This is a genomic window from Streptomyces sp. TRM64462, assembly GCF_013362995.1.
GTDB lineage: Bacteria > Actinomycetota > Actinomycetes > Streptomycetales > Streptomycetaceae > Streptomyces.
Map to the genome: position 1 here is coordinate 1 of NZ_JABWDV010000185.1, position 16,989 is coordinate 16,989.

The 16,989-nt window shown below is 72.4% G+C and carries 16 protein-coding genes and 1 pseudogene; 7 read left to right on the forward strand and 10 right to left on the reverse strand.

Annotated features, from left to right (window positions below; all coding sequences use genetic code 11):
• Positions 1-26: 26 nt before the first annotated feature.
• From HTZ82_RS08470 to HTZ82_RS08480, 3 genes are all read right to left on the reverse strand, one after another.
• Positions 27-2,333, reverse strand: a complete 2,307-nt coding sequence (locus tag HTZ82_RS08470; RefSeq protein WP_175408682.1) for an RNA degradosome polyphosphate kinase — start codon at positions 2,331-2,333, stop codon at positions 27-29.
• 190 nt (positions 2,334-2,523) lie between these two features.
• Positions 2,524-2,934, reverse strand: a complete 411-nt coding sequence (locus HTZ82_RS08475) for a hypothetical protein (RefSeq protein WP_175408683.1) — start codon at positions 2,932-2,934, stop codon at positions 2,524-2,526.
• 119 nt (positions 2,935-3,053) lie between these two features.
• Positions 3,054-3,386: a hypothetical protein gene (locus HTZ82_RS08480; RefSeq protein ID WP_175408684.1), complete on the reverse strand. Its 333-nt coding sequence runs from the start codon at positions 3,384-3,386 to the stop codon at positions 3,054-3,056.
• Between the two features lie 64 nt (positions 3,387-3,450).
• Here HTZ82_RS08480 and HTZ82_RS08485 point away from each other — a divergent pair, with 64 nt between their 5' ends.
• The 3 genes and pseudogenes from HTZ82_RS08485 to HTZ82_RS32890 all read left to right on the forward strand — a co-directional run.
• Entirely contained in the window at positions 3,451-4,092 is a 642-nt protein-coding gene (locus tag HTZ82_RS08485; RefSeq protein ID WP_175408685.1) for a UDP-glucose/GDP-mannose dehydrogenase family protein, read from the forward strand.
• Positions 4,093-4,366: 274 nt separating this feature from the next.
• Positions 4,367-5,254 (forward strand): protein kinase, encoded by an 888-nt coding sequence (locus HTZ82_RS08490; RefSeq protein WP_175408686.1) that lies wholly within the window; start codon positions 4,367-4,369, stop codon positions 5,252-5,254.
• Positions 5,251-5,631 (forward strand): annotated as a pseudogene (locus HTZ82_RS32890) (GNAT family N-acetyltransferase); the annotation flags it as partial. The gene HTZ82_RS08490 and the pseudogene HTZ82_RS32890, both read left to right, overlap by 4 nt.
• Positions 5,632-5,717: 86 nt before the next feature.
• Here HTZ82_RS32890 and HTZ82_RS32895 read toward each other — a convergent pair.
• A complete protein-coding gene (locus tag HTZ82_RS32895; protein WP_309235380.1) occupies positions 5,718-6,092 on the reverse strand; it encodes a hypothetical protein in 375 nt (124 codons plus the stop codon).
• Positions 6,093-6,146: 54 nt separating this feature from the next.
• A complete protein-coding gene (mshD, locus tag HTZ82_RS08500; RefSeq protein WP_175408688.1) occupies positions 6,147-7,082 on the reverse strand; it encodes a mycothiol synthase in 936 nt (311 codons plus the stop codon).
• Between the two features lie 196 nt (positions 7,083-7,278).
• On the opposite strand from mshD, the gene HTZ82_RS08505 reads away from it, so the two are divergent.
• Entirely contained in the window at positions 7,279-9,207 is a 1,929-nt protein-coding gene (locus tag HTZ82_RS08505) for a bifunctional UDP-sugar hydrolase/5'-nucleotidase (RefSeq protein ID WP_175408689.1), read from the forward strand.
• 142 nt (positions 9,208-9,349) lie between these two features.
• On the opposite strand, the gene HTZ82_RS08510 is transcribed toward HTZ82_RS08505, so the two are convergent.
• The 5 genes from HTZ82_RS08510 to HTZ82_RS08530 form a co-directional block, all read right to left on the reverse strand.
• Entirely contained in the window at positions 9,350-10,798 is a 1,449-nt protein-coding gene (locus HTZ82_RS08510) for a HAMP domain-containing sensor histidine kinase (RefSeq protein ID WP_175408690.1), read from the reverse strand.
• Complete coding sequence (locus tag HTZ82_RS08515; RefSeq protein ID WP_175408691.1) at positions 10,795-11,544, reverse strand: response regulator transcription factor; 750 nt, start codon at positions 11,542-11,544, stop codon at positions 10,795-10,797. The genes HTZ82_RS08510 and HTZ82_RS08515 overlap by 4 nt, the downstream gene beginning before the upstream one ends.
• A gap of 24 nt (positions 11,545-11,568) precedes the next feature.
• Positions 11,569-12,582, reverse strand: coding sequence for a S1C family serine protease (locus HTZ82_RS08520; RefSeq protein ID WP_175408692.1), 1,014 nt, complete (start codon positions 12,580-12,582; stop codon positions 11,569-11,571).
• A gap of 94 nt (positions 12,583-12,676) precedes the next feature.
• Complete coding sequence (locus tag HTZ82_RS08525; RefSeq protein ID WP_175408693.1) at positions 12,677-13,699, reverse strand: LacI family DNA-binding transcriptional regulator; 1,023 nt, start codon at positions 13,697-13,699, stop codon at positions 12,677-12,679.
• A gap of 24 nt (positions 13,700-13,723) precedes the next feature.
• Positions 13,724-14,602: a response regulator transcription factor gene (locus tag HTZ82_RS08530; protein ID WP_175408694.1), complete on the reverse strand. Its 879-nt coding sequence runs from the start codon at positions 14,600-14,602 to the stop codon at positions 13,724-13,726.
• A gap of 246 nt (positions 14,603-14,848) precedes the next feature.
• On the opposite strand from HTZ82_RS08530, the gene HTZ82_RS08535 reads away from it, so the two are divergent.
• The 3 genes from HTZ82_RS08535 to HTZ82_RS08545 all read left to right on the forward strand — a co-directional run.
• Positions 14,849-15,691: a S9 family peptidase gene (locus HTZ82_RS08535; protein WP_175408695.1), complete on the forward strand. Its 843-nt coding sequence runs from the start codon at positions 14,849-14,851 to the stop codon at positions 15,689-15,691.
• 16 nt (positions 15,692-15,707) lie between these two features.
• Complete coding sequence (locus tag HTZ82_RS08540; RefSeq protein ID WP_175408696.1) at positions 15,708-15,962, forward strand: MoaD/ThiS family protein; 255 nt, start codon at positions 15,708-15,710, stop codon at positions 15,960-15,962.
• A 10-nt stretch (positions 15,963-15,972) separates the two neighbouring features.
• The coding region (locus HTZ82_RS08545) for a hypothetical protein (RefSeq protein ID WP_254711725.1) at positions 15,973-16,989 on the forward strand (1,017 nt) is incomplete at its 3' end.

The window sequence follows — 16,989 nt, forward strand, 5'->3', positions numbered from 1 at the left end:
CCGGTGTCCCCGGGGACGCCAGGTCGTCAGGGTTGTGCACGTCGGCGCCTCCGGGCGTCTATGAGCATCTCCTGGACATGCCGCAGCGGCTGTCCCTCCGCGTCCGTCGCGTGGCGGGTCCAGTTGCCGTCGGGGCCCAGGTGCCACGAGGCCGTGGTGTCGGCCATGCCCGTTTCGAGCAGGCGGTTGAGCGCCGCGCGGTGGGCCGGGTCGGCGACCCGTACGAGGGCCTCTATGCGCCGGTCGAGGTTGCGGTGCATCATGTCGGCGCTGCCCAGCCACACCTCCGGCTCGCCGCCGTTCCCGAACGCGAAGAGGCGCGAGTGCTCCAGGAAGCGGCCTAGGATCGAGCGGACCCGGATGTTCTCGGACAGGCCCGTGACGCCCGGGCGCAGCGCGCAGATGCCCCGGACCCACACGTCGACAGGGACGCCGGCCTGCGAGGCGCGGTAGCAGGCGTCGACGACGGCCTCGTCGACCATCGAGTTGACCTTGATCCGGACGTACGCGGGGCGGCCCGCCCGGTGGTGGACGATCTCCTGGTTGATCCGGGACACCAGCCCGTCGCGCAGCGACTTCGGCGCGACGAGCAGCCGCCGGTACGTCTCGCGGCGCGAGTAGCCGGACAGCCGGTTGAACAGGTCCGACAGGTCCGCTCCCACCTGCGGGTCGGCCGTCAGCAGGCCCAGGTCCTCGTACAGGCGGGCCGTCTTCGGGTGGTAGTTGCCCGTGCCGACGTGCGAGTAGCGGCGCAGGAGGTCGCCCTCCTGCCGTACGACGAGCGACAGCTTGCAGTGGGTCTTCAGGCCCACCAGGCCGTACACGACGTGGCAGCCCGCCTCCTCCAGCTTCCGCGCCCACTTGATGTTGGCCTGCTCGTCGAAGCGGGCCTTGATCTCGACGAGGACGAGGACCTGCTTGCCGGACTCGGCCGCGTCGATCAGGGCGTCGACGATCGGCGACTTGCCGGAGGTGCGGTACAGCGTCTGCTTGATCGCCAGGACGTCCGGGTCGCCGGCGGCCTGCTCCAGGAACGCCTGGACCGACGTCGAGAAGCTGTCGTACGGGTGGTGCAGCAGCACGTCCCGCTCGCGCAGCGCCGCGAAGATGTCGGGCGCGGACGCCGACTCGACCTCCGCGAGGTCCCGGTGGGTGCCCGCGACGAACTTCGGGTACTTCAGCTCGGGCCGGTCCTGGCCCGCGATCCCGAACAGACCGGTCAGGTCCAGGGGCCCCGGCAGCGGATACACCTCGGCGTCGGAGACCTTCAGCTCCCGTACGAGGAGGTCGAGGACGTACGGGTCGATCGACTCCTCGACCTCAAGGCGCACCGGGGGCCCGAAGCGGCGGCGCAGCAGCTCCTTCTCCAGGGCCTGGAGCAGGTTCTCGGCGTCGTCCTCCTCGACCTCCAGGTCCTCGTTCCGCGTCACCCGGAACATGTGGTGGGCCAGCACCTCCATGCCCGGGAACAGCTCCTCCAGGTGCGCCGCGATGACGTCCTCCAGCGGGACGTACCGCTGCGGCGACGCCTCCAGGAAGCGGGACAGCAGCGGCGGCACCTTCACGCGCGCGAAGTGGCGGTGTCCGGAGACCGGGTTCCGTACGACCACGGCGAGGTTGAGGGAGAGCCCGGAGATGTACGGGAAGGGGTGGGCCGGGTCGACGGCCAGCGGTGTGAGGACGGGGAAGATCTGCTGCCGGAACAGCGTGAACAGCCGGGCCTGCTCCTTCTCCGTGAGGTCGGGCCAGCGGATCAGGTGGATGCCCGCGTCGGCGAGCGCCGGGGCCACGTCCTGCTGGAAGCAGGCGGCGTGCCGGGCCATGAGCTCCCGGGACCGGGTCCAGATCAGGTCGAGCACCTCGCGGGGCTGGAGGCCGGAGGCGGAGCGGGTGGCGACGCCGGTGGCGATCCGGCGCTTGAGGCCGGCGACCCGGACCATGAAGAACTCGTCGAGGTTCGAGGCGAAGATCGCGAGGAAGTTCGCCCGTTCGAGGAGGGGCGTCGTCGGGTCCTCGGCGAGCTCCAGGACCCGCTCGTTGAAGGCGAGCCAGCTCCGCTCGCGGTCCAGGAACCGGCCCTCGGGAAGCTCGGAGGGGGCGCCGCCGGGCTCGTCGTACGTGTCGAGGTCGGTGTCCAGCTCCGGCGCGAGCTCGGGGGCGAGGTCCGTGGCGTGGGCGGGCACGGGACCGGCGGCGATGGTGCGCGGCCGGTGCGCGGCTATGGACCCCACGGACGGCTGGACGGGGGACGCGGGGGACGCGGGGGACGCGGGGGACGCGGGGGACGACGGCTGGACCTGCTGGACCGGGACCTCGGCGGGCTGCTGGCTCATGGCACCATTCTTCCGCGCCGACGGCTGGTCGGGCGCGTCGGAGGAAACCGTGGGCGCGGACACGGCGGGCTTCATTGGGGGAGCGTCGCAAGCGTGTCTGAATGATGGGTAACGGGGACGTGACGTCCAGGGGGTGGCTCGGCTGCGCGGGGGCGCCCGGGGGCGCCCCCCGCCCGAGCGCACCGGAACGCTATGCCTCGCGGCGTCCCCTGCGCCGAGCCCTCCGGGCAGCGATTACGCCGAGATCGTCGCGCATGTGGGGCGGGACGATCGCCTTCGGGGCGTTGAACAGCACGACCGCGACCTCGGCCAGTAGGCACAGGAGCAACGTGACCATGGAGACCAAGAAGACGGCCATCGAGGCACCGGTCTCCTCGGTTTCCAAGCTGGCCTGCACGATCAGGGTGGTGATCGCCCAGAGCGAGACGGCCGTGATCCCGACCGACCGCACCTCCCCGCGCTTGACGTCCGGGCCGAACGGCAGGAACGCGAAGGTGAGCATGAACTCCTCCACGAGGGCGGGGTTCCGCCACAGCCGGGATGCCTTCCAGGTCATGAAGGCGGAGCCGAGGGCGAAGAAGGCTATCAAGAAGTAGGCCATGGGGGTCATTCCTCCGGGAGGGTTCCACACGATCCGTCCCAGGTGGGACGGACGCCGCCCGGGCGGGCTCCGAGGCTACGTCACCGTCCCCCAGAGCCCGCCCGGCACTGATCGGGTGATCAGCCGAAGAAGCTCTTCCACTTCCTCGATATGTAGTTGTTCAACGGCCCGGTCGCCAGGATGCCGGTCACGGCTCCCGCGGCTGCGCCGATGGCGCCGCCGACGACGGTGCCGACGCCGGGCGCGATCATGGTGCCGATCGACGCGCCGATCGAGGCCCCCAGCTTGGTCGCGCCCATGACCACCGCGGTGTCGGCAGCGGTCTCCAGCGCGGTCAGCGGGATGTTCCCGCCCGTGGACTGGTAGTTCGAGTACGCCGTGAACGCGATGCCACCGACCAGCAGCCCCTTGCCGGCGAACTGCATGGCCTTGCTGCTGCCGATCTCGCCCACCCGGGCGACACCGGGTTGTTCCTCAGGCTGTTGAGGACCTGATTGGACCCCCTTCATCAACGCGATGGCCGAGGTCTGCGAGAAGTCCGGCGCCAACGTGGCCGAGCTCGCCGACATCCTCGGCCACGACATCCGCATCGGCCACCGCGGCATGCGCCCCGGCCTCGGATACGGTGGCGGCTGCCTGCCCAAGGACATTCGCGGCTTCATCAACCGCGCCGACGAACTCGACGCGAGCCAGGCCGTCGGCATCCTCCGCGAAGCCGCCGCCGTCAACACCCGCCGCCGCCAGCGCGTCATCGACCTCACCCGCGAGGAACTCGACACCGATCTGCGAGGCAAGCGCATCACCGTCTGGGGTGCCGCCTTCAAACCCGAGACCGACGACATCCGCGACTCCCCAGCCCTCGCCGTCGCCCAAGGCCTCCACGACCTCGGCGCGGCCGTCACCGTCACCGACCCCAAGGCCCTCGACAACGCCCGCAAGGTCCACCCTGAACTCGACTACACCGACGATCCCATCACCGCCGCCGAGGATGCCGACCTCCTGCTCCACCTCACCGAGTGGCCCCAATACGCTTACATCGACCCCAACGGACTCGCCCCCCGTGCCACCACCCCCAAGCTCATCGACGCCCGCGGCACGCTCAACACCGACGTGTGGCACCAAGCCGGCTGGCTCACCCGCACCCTCGGCCGTCGCTGAGAGGGATCATCTGAACAGTCGACCCCGCAGCCCCGGCACAGAGGCCGACAGGCCGCGCGTTCCGGGCCCGTCCGGGCTGCCTCCCTCAACCATGTGAGTAGCGAGGAAACCGAGGCCGAGGTGTTCCGCGCCAGGGTGCACATGGCCGCATTGGGCGCTGAGGAATCCACCTCGCCGCGGCCCTGGCGGTCGCCGTGGATGACGGGCGCGATGTGTTCAAGCATCTCCCGCAGGACTGGAAGGCGGTACGGGCATGGGCGAAAGGACTTCTGGCATGACGGCACCCCCACGCGAGGCGGTCGACCTCCTGGCCGAACGGATCGGGTCGCCGGTCGCCGCCGATCTCTTCAGCGACCGTCGAGGCTCACGGACCTGGAAGGTCCACGGGCCCCGGGGCGCGGTGGCGCTGAAGGCCAACAGCCCCGAGAGCGACGACGCCCGCGACAAGGCGGCCGAGATGGCCCAGGAGGACCGCCACCTTCTGAGCCTCATCGAGGCGGGCGCCCTGAGTTCCGGGTACCGGGTCGGCGCCGGAGCGTGGGAGGGCGGCCGGTGGCTGGCAGTGCGCTGGATCGACGGCGTCCCGCTGTGGCGGGCGTTCGCCCTGGCGCGCGGTCCGGAGGGAGACCGCCCCTCCGTACGGCCCTGGCTGCTGGGCATCGCCCGCACCTGGGCACAGCACCTCGCACGGCTTCACGCCGCTGACTGGGCGCACGCCGATGTGCAGCCCACCAACACCCTCGTCACGAACGACGGCCGCGCAGCGGTCATCGACTACGCCCTCTCCTGCGGCCCCGCCGAAGACCCCATCCCCTACCGGGGCGCGATCACCCACACCACCGCGCCCGAGATCGCCGACGCGATCCTCTCCACGAGCGACGAGACCCATGTCCGGGCCCGGCCGCCGGCCGACGTCTGGGGCCTGGGCGCCTCGCTCTTCTGGTGCTGGACCGGGCAGCGGCCCGTGCCCTACGAAGACGCCGTCGACCGCGCGGCCAAGCTCCGGGCCATCGCACAGGGCCACACCATCCCCCTGGCAGAGGCCCGGCCTTGGCCGTTCCCGGAGTTCGAGCACCTCATCACCGCGTGCATGGCGCCGTACGCCGAAGACCGGCCCGCGGCCGCCGATATCGCCGACATGCTTGCCAAGGGCGCCCGGTGATCACGCTACGGGCCCTGAGCATGGATGACGTCCCAGCAGTCCAGCGGATCTACAGCGGCGCCTCCGTGCGGTTCACGCATGACCGGCCCTACACGGCAGCGGAAGCGCGCAAGCGTGTCGCCAAGGCCCTGGAATCGGCCGAGGAAATCCCCTGGCCCCGCTGGGACTTCGGCATCGTGGTCGCGGACGACCTCCTTGGCGTGATGTCTCTGCGCCTCCGCGAACCCGGCCTTGGAACCCTGAGCTACATCCTGCGCGAGGACGCCTGGGGCAATGGCTACGCCACCGAGGCCGCCAAGCGGCTCGTCGAATTCGCCTTCACGACCGTCGGCCTGCAGCGCCTGGAGGCCAGGCACCACCCGGATAGCCCCGCCTCCGGACGTGTCCTGGCGCCCAGGGAACGCGGCCTCGGCTCGCAGAGACATCCCGCACAGAACCGAAGTCGAGGCTCTGCTCGGCGGTGTCAGAAGTGGGGCTCCCACCTGCTGAGGGCGACGAGCGTCCAGGCGATGGCGATCGCCCAGACGGCCAGGGTGCCCAGCAGTGCCCCCGTAGCCGCCGAAGTGCCCGCGTGGTGGCCCCGGGACCTGCCGACCAGCCAGCCCGCGAAGGCGCCGACGGACGGCGCGGCGGCGATCAGCAGGGCGGAACGCTCCAGCGACTGCCTGGTCCTGTGGTTGGCCTGCCAGTCCGTGGCGCTCTTGTTCTGGAGCGCGTCCTGGGCGGCGTACCCCAGCATGACCAGCGGCGGCAGCAGGAGTACGGCCGTCACCGCGAGGAGCGCGATAGTCCTGCGGCGGCGGGCGCGCGTGGCCTTGGGGGCGATGGGTTCCGTCACAAGGGCAGCCTGCGTGGCGGAGTGCCCCCGCCGCCATCCGTACGGGTACTCAGGTCACGTCTCCGTGCGGTACATCAGGTCGACCTCGTGTGTGCGGAAGCCCATGCCCTCGTACACGCGGACCGCCGCCGTGTTGTCGGCGTCCACGTAGAGCATCGCCGTCGGGAGGCCCTGGGCCGCCAGGTGGCGGAGGCCGATCGCGGTGAGGGCCTTGCCCAGGCCGCTGCCCTGGGCCTCCGGGGCGATGCCGAGGACGTACACCTCGCCGAGCTGCTCCTCGGCGTGGACCTTCGTCCAGTGGAAGCCCACCAGCGCGCCGTCTGACTCGCGTTCCGCGAGGAAGAAGCCCTCCGGGTCGAACCACGGCTGGGCCTTGCGGTCGTCCAGGTCCCGTTGGGTGAGGGTGCCCTGCTCCGGGTGGTGGGCGAAGGCCGCCGCGTTCACCGCGAGCCAGGCCGCGTCGTCCTCGCCGGGCCTGAACGTGCGCACGCGGATGCCGGGCGGCAGCGTCGGCTCCGGGATGTCCAGCGGCGTCAGCGGCCTGCGCAGTTGGCGGAGCTCGCGGAACAGCGTCAGGCCCAGCACCTGCGCCAGGTGGCGGGCGGCCGACTTGCCGCCGTGCGCCCACACGCGCAGCCGCTTGCCGGACTGGGCCAGCAGCGCCGAGCCCAGCGCCCGCCCGTGGCCGCGGCCGCGCTGCGACGGGTCGACGACCAGCTCGGCGGCCGGGGCCTCGACCGGGTCGGTGTCCTCCAGCTGGGCGTACGCCACGAGCCGGTCGCCGACGCTGAGCAGCAGGTGCCGTACGCCCTCGCGCCGGCCGCCGCGGAGCTGGAGCCGCCCCTGTTCGGAGACCGACTGGACCCCGTCGGTGCGGGCTGCGTCGGCGAGGAGTGCGAGGACGCCCTCGGCCTGCTCCGGTGTGAGCTCGTCGAAGATCTCGATACGGCGCCCTGACTCGAAGGCTGATGCGGGAACGTCAGTCGTCATGTGTACGAGCCTACGGCGGCGTTGGCCCGGCACGGCGATGCGCCGCCTGACGGGTGATGGCAACCAGGTCGTAACCCGTGCCCCCCTGTTGCGCTACGCGCGTTGACCTTAGGCTGCGCTCGGCAGAACAGTGGCCATGGCTCCGGCCTTATGTGACGGTCCGTGAGCTCATGCCATAAGGGGAAAAAGGGGACAGATGTCAGCGACACGGCACAAGAAGCGCGCGGGGCGGCGGATACTCGCCACCGCGGCCGGGCTCGCCACCGTCGGCGCGCTCGTGGCCGCCATGCCGGCCGGCGCCGCCCAGGACCAGGGCCAGGACCAGGCCGCCTCCGGCCTGACCGCGGCGACCTCGGGCAGCGGCAACGGCAACGGCAACGCCAACGGCGCCGCCCACGGCTTCGGCTACGGCAACGGCTCCGGCGGCTGGACGAAGGGGCCCAAGCGGTCCAGCCGTACCGTCGACGTGCAGCTGCTCTCCTTCAACGACCTGCACGGCAACCTGGAGCCCCCGGCCGGCTCCTCCGGCCGTGTCACCCACACCCACGAGGACGGCCACACCGAGACCATCGACGCCGGCGGAGTCGAGTACCTCGCCACCCACCTCCGCGAGGCCCGCAAGGGCCAGAAGCTGTCGATCACCGCCGCCGCCGGCGACATGATCGGCGCGTCGCCGCTGATCTCGGGCCTCTTCCACGACGAGCCGACCATCGACGCGCTCAACAAGCTGAAGCTGGACGTCACCTCCGTCGGCAACCACGAGTTCGACGAGGGCGCGCGTGAGCTGGCCCGGATGCAGAACGGCGGCTGCCACCCCACCGACGGCTGCGCCGTCGACGGCAAGACCTTCGAGGGCGCCGACTTCCCCTTCCTCGCCGCGAACGTCACCGACGAGAAGACCGGCAAGCCGCTCCTCGACCCGTACTTCGTGTGGCAGAACAAGGGCGTCAAGATCGGCTTCATCGGCGTGACCCTGGAGGGCACGGCGAACATCGTCTCCGCCGAGGGCATCAAGGGCCTGAAGTTCGGCGACGAGGTCGAGACGATCAACAAGTACGCGAAGGTCCTGGAGAAGAAGGGCGTCAAGTCGATCGTCGCCCTGATCCACGAGGGCGGCGCCCCGGCCTCCCGCTCGTACAACTACGACTGCGACAGCCCCGGCCCGGGCGACGGCATCTCCGGCCCGATCGTCGACATCGCCAAGAACATCGACCCGCAGGTCGACGCCCTGGTCACCGGCCACACCCACCAGGCGTACGCCTGCACCATCCCCGACCCGGCAGGCAAGCCGCGCACGGTCACGTCGGCGGCGTCGTTCGGCCGGCTCTACACCGACACGACCCTGACGTACGACCGGATGACCAGGGACATCGTCCGTACGGCGGTCAAGTCCGCCAACCACGTCGTCACGCGTGACGTGCCCAAGGCCCCGGACATGACCCAGCTCATCAAGGAGTGGAACGCCCTCGCCGCGCCGATCGCCAACCGCCCGGTCGGCCACATCTCGGCGGACATCAACGGCCGCGGCTCCTCCGCGTACGAGAAGCCGCTCGGCAACCTCATCGCGGACGCCCAGCTCGAAGGCCTCGCCCCGGCCGACAAGGGCGGCGCGCAGATCGCGTTCATGAACCCGGGCGGCATCCGCTCCGACCTCGTGCACGCGGGCTCGGCGGCGGGCGAGGGCGACGGCGTCGTGACGTACGGCGAGGCGTACACCGTCCAGCCGTTCACCAACATGATGAACGTCATGGACCTCACCGGCGCCCAGGTCGTCACCGCCCTGCAGCAGCAGGTCAGCGGCCGCAACGCCGACGCACCGAAGATCCTCCAGGTGTCGAAGGGCCTCACCTACACCCTCGACCTGACGAAGTCCGGCGCGGACCGCGTCGACGCCGCGTCCGTGAAGCTGAACGGCGAGCCGATCGACCCGGCCAAGACCTACCGGGTCGCCATGAACGAGTTCCTCGGCGGTGGCGGCGACGGCTTCCCGGTCTTCACGGAGGGCAAGAACAAGCTGGTCGGCGCCTCCGACCTGGACGTCTTCCTCGCGTACCTCGCCGCGCACTCGTCGGCCGACGCGCCGATCGCGCCGCCGGCCGTGGGCCGGATCACGGTCGTGCAGTAACTGCAGTAACTGCAGTAACTGCAGTGACCGCAGTGACCGCAGGAATGCAGGAACGCAGGAATGCTCCGTGAGGCGGGGCGGCGGGCCGAGATGACGGCTCGCCGCCCCGCCTTCGTTCCCGGCCCGGCCCGGCCCGGTCGCGTCACCGCTGCGGCACAACTGAGCCCGGCGACCCGGGGCTGCCCGGCGGGGGTGTCGGCGCGCCCGGGAGGCGGATCTCCGCGCGCGTGCCGCCGCCCTCGGCAGCGGGCAGGGGCCTCAGCGCCACCTCGCCGCCCGCCTGCCGCACCGTACGGGCCACGATCGACAGGCCGAGCCCGGAGCCGGGCAGGGCGCGGGCCGACGGCGAGCGCCAGAACCGCTCGAAGACGTACGGCAGTTCGTCCGCCGGGATGCCGGGCCCGTGGTCCCGTACGGTCAGCAGCCCGTCCACCAGGGCCACCTCCACCGCGCCGCCCGGCGGCGAGAACTTCACGGCGTTGTCGAGCACGTTCACCAGCGCCCGTTCGAGGGCGGCCGGCTCGGCCCGTACGTACCAGGGGCGTACGTCCTGAGTGAACGTCAGCTCCGGGCCGCGCAGCCGCGCCCGCCCCAGGGCCGTGCCCAGCACGTCGTGCAGCCCGACCACCTCCAGGCGGCCCGGCGCCGGCGCGTCGGGGCGGGCCAGCTCCTGGAGGTCCCCGATCAGCGCGGCCAGCTCCTTCATCTGCGCCTTCACGGACGCCATCAGCGCCCGCCGGTCCTCCGCCGGGATCGCCCGGCCGGTCTCGTCGCTGCGCGCGAGCAGCTCGATGTTCGTACGGAGGGACGTCAGCGGCGTCCGCAGCTCGTGCCCCGCGTCCGCGATGAGCTGCGCCTGCCGGTCGCGGGACGAGGCGAGCGCGGCCGTCATCGCGTTGAACGACCGCGAGAGGCGCGCGATCTCGTCGTCGCCGTCGGCGGGGATCCGTACGGTGAGGTCCTCGGTGCGGGCCACGTGCTCGACGGCGCCCGTCAACCGGTCGACGGGCTTCAGGCCCGTGCGCGCCACCCACAGGCCCGCGGCGCCCGCGCCGACGACACCCAGGCCGGAGACCAGGAGCAGCACCCAGAACAGCGTGGACATCGAGTTCTCGATCTCCGTCAGCGGGCGGGCCACCGAGACCGCGTAGATCCCCTGGTCGTCGGTCGCGTACGTGTGCACCCGCATGGCCACGCCGTCGCGGGCCTTCGTGGTGTGCAGCGCCTCGTCCTGCTGCCCCCGCGCCACCGCGAGGTCGCCCGGCTGCGACGGGATCGGCGAGGCGCCCGGAGCCGTACAGGTGGCGCCGCCCGCCATGACGATCTGCACGGTGTACGAGCCGGGTGCGGGCGGCACCGCCGCCTGACCGCCCGACGCGCAGGCCGTGAACAGGATCCGTACGTACCGGTCGTCCACCTTGACGTTCCGCAGCGACGCGTCGAACTCGTCCGACAGCTGGGCGCGCACCAGCAGCCACGCCGCCACCGACACCGCGGCGACCGCGACCGCGACCGCCGTCGCCGTCAGCAGCGCCAGCCGGGAGCGGAGCGGCAGCGCGCGGAAGCGCCGTACGGGCCCGCCGTCCGTCACTCGCCGCCACCCCCGTCCCGCAGCACGTACCCCACGCCGCGCACGGTGTGGACGAGGCGCGGCTCGCCGCCCGCCTCGGTCTTGCGGCGCAGGTACATCACGTACACGTCCAGGGAGTTGGAGGTCGGCTCGAAGTCGAAGCCCCACACGGCCTTCAGGATCTGCTCACGGGTCAGCACCTGCCGCGGGTGCGACAGGAACATCTCCAGGAGCGTGAACTCGGTACGGGTCAGCTCCACGCGCCGCGTGCCCCGGGTGACCTCGCGCGTGGCGAGGTTCATCCGCAGGTCGCCGAAGGCGAGCACGTCGCCCGTGTCCTGGCCGGCGGCGCCGCCGCCCCGGCCCGCCGCGTACGCACTGCGGCGCAGCAGCGCCCGGACGCGGGCGAACAGCTCGTCCAGCTCGAACGGTTTCACGAGGTAGTCGTCGGCGCCCGCGTCCAGGCCGGTGACGCGGTCGCCGACGGTGTCGCGGGCGGTCAGCATGAGGATCGGCAGGGTGGAGCCGGACGCCCGGATGCGGCGGGCGGCCGTGAGCCCGTCCATGCGGGGCATCTGGATGTCGAGGACGACGAGGTCCGGCGCGTACGCCGCGATCTTCTCCAGGGCGTCGACGCCGTCGACGGCGACCTCCGTCCCGTACCCCTCGAAGGCGAGGCTGCGCTGGAGGGCTTCACGGACGGCGGGCTCGTCGTCGACGACGAGGACGCGTTCGCGTGCGGGCTCACCGGTGCTGCTGCTGTTCATGTACGTCAGCGTCGCACGCCGCGCTCAGTCGGCCCCGCCGGAGCGGAGGTTGCCGAGGTCGGCCTTGACGGTGTCGATGGGGATCGCGAAGCCCAGGCCGACGCTGCCGGCGGTGGAGCTGTTCGCGGCGCTCGGCGAGTACATGGCGGAGTTGATGCCGATGATCTCGCCGTTCATGTCGATCAGGGCGCCGCCGGAGTTGCCGGGGTTGAGGGAGGCGTCGGTCTGGATGGCCTTGTAGGTGGTCTTGGAGGAGCCGGTGTCGCCGTTGAACTGCTGCCCGCCGTACTCGAAGGGCCAGCCCTGGCGCGGGTCGCGCTGCCGCGGGCTGTCCTGGTCCTCCTTGGCGACGGTGACGTCGCGGTCGAGGGCGGAGACGATGCCGCTGGTGACGGTGCCGGTGAGGCCCTCGGGGGAGCCGATCGCGACGACCTGGTCGCCGACCCGGACGTCGCCGGAGTCCCCGAGGGTGGCGGCCTTGAGGCCCTTGGCGTCCCGGAGCTTGATGAGGGCGAGGTCCTTGTCGGGGTCGGTGCCGACGATGTCGGCGGCGTAGGCGGTGCCGTCGCTGAGCCGGACCTTGATGTCGGTGGCGCCGGAGACGACGTGGTTGTTGGTGATGATCTCGCCGTCGGCGGTGATGATCACGCCCGAGCCGGTGGACCCGCCGGAGCCGGTGGCCGCCTTGATCTCGACGATGCTGGGCGAGACCGCCTGGGCGACACCGGCGACGGTGCCCTTGCCGGACTGCGCGACGTTCGTCCCGGCGACGGGGCTGCCCGCCGCGACGGTGCCGCCGCCCGCCGCCCACTGCTGGGCGAGGGCGCCGGCGCCTCCGCCGACGGCGGCCGCGGCGATCGCCACAGCGGCGATCAGCCCTATGGGCCGCTTGGCACGGCGCCGTCGGGCCCCCGGCTCGTACGCGGGCGGCGGCGGATACCCGGCGTACCCCTGCCCCCACTCCTGCCCCTGCCCCTGCGCCTGCCCCTGCCCCTGCGCCTGCTCGCCGTCGCTGCGGCGGTGGTGGTAGTCCGTCATGGCTACGACTCTGGCCCCGCCAGATGAGAAGAACCTGAGGGCGCCCTAAGAGCCCCGACAGAACCACGTATGCCCGGTATAAGAAACGCGCGGACTACGCGCAGCCGCAGCTTCGGCGTACGACCAGGGCCGACGGGAACTGCTTCACGCGCTCGCGGCGGGACCCCGCCACGCGGAGGCCGTCGTCCAGGACCAGGTCCACCGCGGCGCGGCCCATCGCCGGGCGGTCGGACGAGACCGTCGTCAGGGGCGGGTCCGTCAGCGCCGCCTCCTTGACGTCGTCGAAGCCCGCCACCGCCAGGTCCCCCGGTACGTCGAGCCGCAGCTCCCGGGCCGCGCGCAGCACGCCGATCGCCTGGTCGTCCGTCGAGCAGAAGATCGCCGGCGGCCGGTCGGGGCCGGACAGGATCTTCAGGGCCGCCTCGTACGCGTCGTAGCGGTTGAAGGCCGCGTGAAAGAGGCGGCCCTCCGTGGGCCGCCCGGACTCCAGCATGGCCCGCCGCCAGCCTTCGACGTGGTCGGTCACCGGGTCACCGACCGCCGGGGTCCCTTCGACGCCGCCCATGCACGCCACGTACGCGTGGCCGTGCTCCAGCAGATGGCGCGTGGCGAGCTGGGCGCCGCCGATGTCGTCCGTCACGACCGCGATGTCGTCGATGGCCTCGGGCCGCTCGTGCAGCAGCACGAGGCGCGCGTCCCACGCCTCGATCTCCGCCGCGGCCCGCTCGCTCAGGCCCTGGCTCACCAGGATCAGCCCGGCGACCCGCATCCCGAGGAACGCCCGCAGATAGTGCAGCTCGCGCTCGTTGCGGTAGTCGGAGTTGCCGACCAGGACCATCTTCCCGCGGTCCGCCGCCGCCCGTTCCACGGCGTGCGCCATCTCCGCGAAGAACGGCTGCCGCGCGTCCGGGACGATCATGCCTATGAGGTCCGTGCGCCGCGAGGCCATCGCCTGGGCGACCCGGTCGGGCCGGTACCCCAGCTCCTTGATGGCGGCGAGGACACGCTCGCGCGTGGCCGGGGCGACCGGCCGGGGTCCGTTGTTGATGACGTAGCTCACGACCGCGGTGGAAGTACCCGCCAGTCGTGCCACATCGTCCCGCGTCACCTTGGCCACGCGCGGCAGTCTACGCGGGGTGACCTACCTCTGGGCAGGTCGTACGGCGGCTTCCTGCGCCTTGTCGGTGTCCTCCATCCGGAGGACGTCCGGCGTGGCCTTCTTCGCAACGGCCTCGGTACGGGCCCCGGCACGGGCCCCGGCACGGGCGTCGGCGCGGGCATCGGCGCGGGCATCGGTACGGGCGTCGGTACGGCCGCCCCCGCGGGCCTCCTCCGCCGCGCGTTCCACCTTCTCGGGCGCCACGAACCGATAGCCCACGTTCCGTACCGTACCGATCAGCGACTCGTGCTCCGGGCCCAGTTTCGCCCGCAGCCGCCGCACGTGGACGTCGACCGTACGCGTACCGCCGAAGTAGTCGTAGCCCCACACCTCCTGGAGGAGCTGCGCGCGCGTGAAGACGCGGCCCGGGTGCTGCGCCAGGTACTTCAGCAGCTCGAACTCCTTGAAGGTCAGGTCCAGGACCCTGCCCTTCAGCTTGGCGCTGTACGTCGCCTCGTCGACCGACAGGTCGCCGTTGCGGATCTCCATGGGGGAGTCGTCGGTGGTGAGCTGCTGGCGGCCCGTCGCCAGCCGCAGCCGCGCCTCGACCTCGGCCGGCCCCGCCGTGTCCAGCAGGACGTCGTCGATGCCCCAGTCGGCGGTGACGGCGGCCAGACCGCCCTCGGTGACCACCAGCAGCAGCGGGCAGCCGGGGCCCGTCGAGCGCAGCAGCTGGCACAGCGACCGCACCTGCGGCAGGTCGCGCCGGCCGTCGACGAGGATGACGTCCGCCCCGGGGGTGTCCACGAGTGCGGGGCCCTCGGCAGGCGCCACGCGCACGTTGTGCAGCAGCAGACCGAGTGCCGGGAGCACCTCGGTCGACGGCTGGAGGGCGTTCGTCAGGAGCAGCAGAGAACTCATCGCGTCCCACCTGCCAGGGTCGTGTTCCTGTGGTCGTGGTCGTGCACGTTCAGCCGGCCCATAACGTCGGTTCCTCCTCGGTCCCTGCGAGGACGTTGCGGCACTGCGCTTACTGGCTTCTCGCCTTGCTGTCGCGGCTCCCGCGCCCTGAGAGCCTTTGTTCACCTGCCTGTAACAACGGCGGGAAAACACAAAAGGACCCGGGGGCTGCTTTGCCCGGATCCTCTGCCCGCCAGAATAGCCCACATGACTTCCGGGACAGAGGGTCCATTTCACAGTGTGGATGTCTCCTCGCTCACTCGTGGCCCTCTGGACGAAACCTTGCGGATGTTTTTGCGCACTTCTGACGGTGTACGCCTTGAGGCCCGTTACGAGCCGTGCGCGGCCGGCCGGGCGGACACGGCGGTCGTCCTGGCGCACGGCTTCACCGGCTCCGTCGACCGGCCGGCGGTGCGGCGGGCGGCGCGCGCCCTGAGCCGCCGCGCGGCGGTCGTGACCTTCTCGTTCCGGGGCCACGGCGGCTCCGGGGGCCGCTCCACGGTGGGCGACCGGGAGGTGCTGGACGTCGCGGCGGCCGTCGAGTGGGCGCGGGCGCGGGGGCACGCGCGCGTGGTGACGGTCGGGTTCTCCATGGGCGGGTCCGTCGTCCTGAGGCACGCCGCGCTGTATGCGGCGCACGCCGGCGCGCGCACGGACGCGGTCGCCTCCGTGAGCGCCCCCGCGCGCTGGTACTACCGGGGTACGGCTCCGATGCGCCGCGTCCACTGGCTGATCACCCGGCCGTCCGGGCGGCTGGTGGGCCGCTACGGGTTCGGTACGCGGATCCACGACCGCGACTGGGACCCCGTACCGCTGTCGCCGGCCGAGGCGGTACCGCTGATCGCGCCGACGCCGCTGCTCGTCGTGCACGGCGACCGTGACCCGTACTTCCCGCTGGACCACCCGCGGATGCTGGCCGACGCGGCGGGCGGCGCGGCCGAGCTGTGGCTGGAGCCCGGCATGGGCCACGCCGAGAACGCCGTGGGCGACGCGCTCCTGTCCAGGATCGGGGACTGGCTCCTGGACGCGTGGCCCATCATGGAAGCCTGACGAAAGGAGCCCTCCTATGGCAGCGGGAACCATCCGCTACTGGGCGGCGGCCAAGTCCGCGGCCGGTACCGCCGAGGAGCCGTACGCCGCGGAGACCCTGGCCGAGGCCCTGGACGCGGCGCGCGAACGGCACCCGGGGGAGCTGGTCCGGGTACTGCAGCGGTGCTCGTTCCTGGTGGACGGCGATCCCGTGGGCACGCGCGGGCATGAGACGGTACGGCTGGCCGAGGGCGGCACGGTCGAGGTGCTCCCGCCGTTCGCAGGAGGGTGAACCCCACAGCATGAGCAGCAGTGAGCAGCAGTACCCGTACCGGCACCATCAGGAGGGGTACGGGGGCGGGGAGGCGGACCCGGACGTCGCGCAGACGTGGGAGGGCCAGACCTGGGACACCCACTACCAGCCGGTCGTCCAGCCCCAGGGGTACCCCCAGCAGCAGCCGCCGCCCGCCGTGCCGGGTACGGGGCAGTACCCGCCGCCGCAGCAGGCCGCGCCCGCATCCGCGCCGCCCGCGTACGACGCGCCGACCGCCTACCTCCCGCCGGTCACCGGCCGGCAGCCCGCGCCCGCGGCGGCACCCGGGTTCGACGCGCCGACCGCCTACCTCCCGCCGGTCACGGACCAGCAGCCCGCGCCGGGCCAGGCACCCGCGTCCGCGCCCGTGCCTTCGTACGCGTACGAGCCCCAGGCCCAGCCGCTGCCCGAGGCGACGCCCTCCGCCCCGGAGCCCGCCCCGGAGCCCGCTCCGGCCGCCGGGCCCGGGCCCTCGTACAACCCGCCCACCACCATGGGCAACGCCCGCATAACGGACGCGCAGCGGGCCCGCGCCGAGGGCCGGTCGCCGATCATCGAGCCGGGCATCCAGCCCGCCGGGCTCACCGCCCTGCTCGGGCTCCTGCTCGCCGGGGGCGCGGCCATCGGCCCGTACGCCCTGCTGGTCCCGCTGGTGCTGCTCCAGGCGGTCACGGCAGCCGGCTGGTTCCGGCTCAACGGCATGTGGCCGGCCCGCCAGGGCATCGCCCTCGCCTTCCTGGGCGGTGTCGTCGCGGACGCCGCGCTGCTCGTCGCGGGCCGGGAGCACGCGCCCGCCGCGATCCTCGGCACGCTCGGTGTCTGGGTGCTCCTGGTGCTGGTCCTGCAGCTCCGCAGCCACGCGGCGGCGGAGGAGCGGATGTACGGGCTGATGGCCACCGTCGCGTCCTCCGCCCTGGCCGTCGTGGCCGCCGGGTTCCTGGCCGCCTCCGCCGAGGCGGCCGTCGTCGGCGCCCTCGCGGTCGGCGCGGCGGCCGTCGCCCGCGCC

Excerpts from the sequence above, each read along its gene's own strand:
- HTZ82_RS08470 (WP_175408682.1), bottom strand. The coding sequence starts at position 2,333 with ATGAGCCAGCAGCCCGCCGAGGTCCCGGTCCAGCAGGTCCAGCCGTCG.
- HTZ82_RS08475 (WP_175408683.1), bottom strand. The coding sequence starts at position 2,934 with ATGGCCTACTTCTTGATAGCCTTCTTCGCCCTCGGCTCCGCCTTCATG.
- HTZ82_RS08485 (WP_175408685.1), top strand. The coding sequence starts at position 3,451 with ATGGCCGAGGTCTGCGAGAAGTCCGGCGCCAACGTGGCCGAGCTCGCC.
- HTZ82_RS08490 (WP_175408686.1), top strand. The coding sequence starts at position 4,367 with ATGACGGCACCCCCACGCGAGGCGGTCGACCTCCTGGCCGAACGGATC.
- mshD (WP_175408688.1), bottom strand. The coding sequence starts at position 7,082 with ATGACGACTGACGTTCCCGCATCAGCCTTCGAGTCAGGGCGCCGTATC.
- HTZ82_RS08505 (WP_175408689.1), top strand. The coding sequence starts at position 7,279 with ATGTCAGCGACACGGCACAAGAAGCGCGCGGGGCGGCGGATACTCGCC.
- HTZ82_RS08515 (WP_175408691.1), bottom strand. The coding sequence starts at position 11,544 with ATGAACAGCAGCAGCACCGGTGAGCCCGCACGCGAACGCGTCCTCGTC.
- HTZ82_RS08520 (WP_175408692.1), bottom strand. The coding sequence starts at position 12,582 with ATGACGGACTACCACCACCGCCGCAGCGACGGCGAGCAGGCGCAGGGG.
- HTZ82_RS08530 (WP_175408694.1), bottom strand. The coding sequence starts at position 14,602 with ATGAGTTCTCTGCTGCTCCTGACGAACGCCCTCCAGCCGTCGACCGAG.
- HTZ82_RS08535 (WP_175408695.1), top strand. The coding sequence starts at position 14,849 with ATGACTTCCGGGACAGAGGGTCCATTTCACAGTGTGGATGTCTCCTCG.
- HTZ82_RS08540 (WP_175408696.1), top strand. The coding sequence starts at position 15,708 with ATGGCAGCGGGAACCATCCGCTACTGGGCGGCGGCCAAGTCCGCGGCC.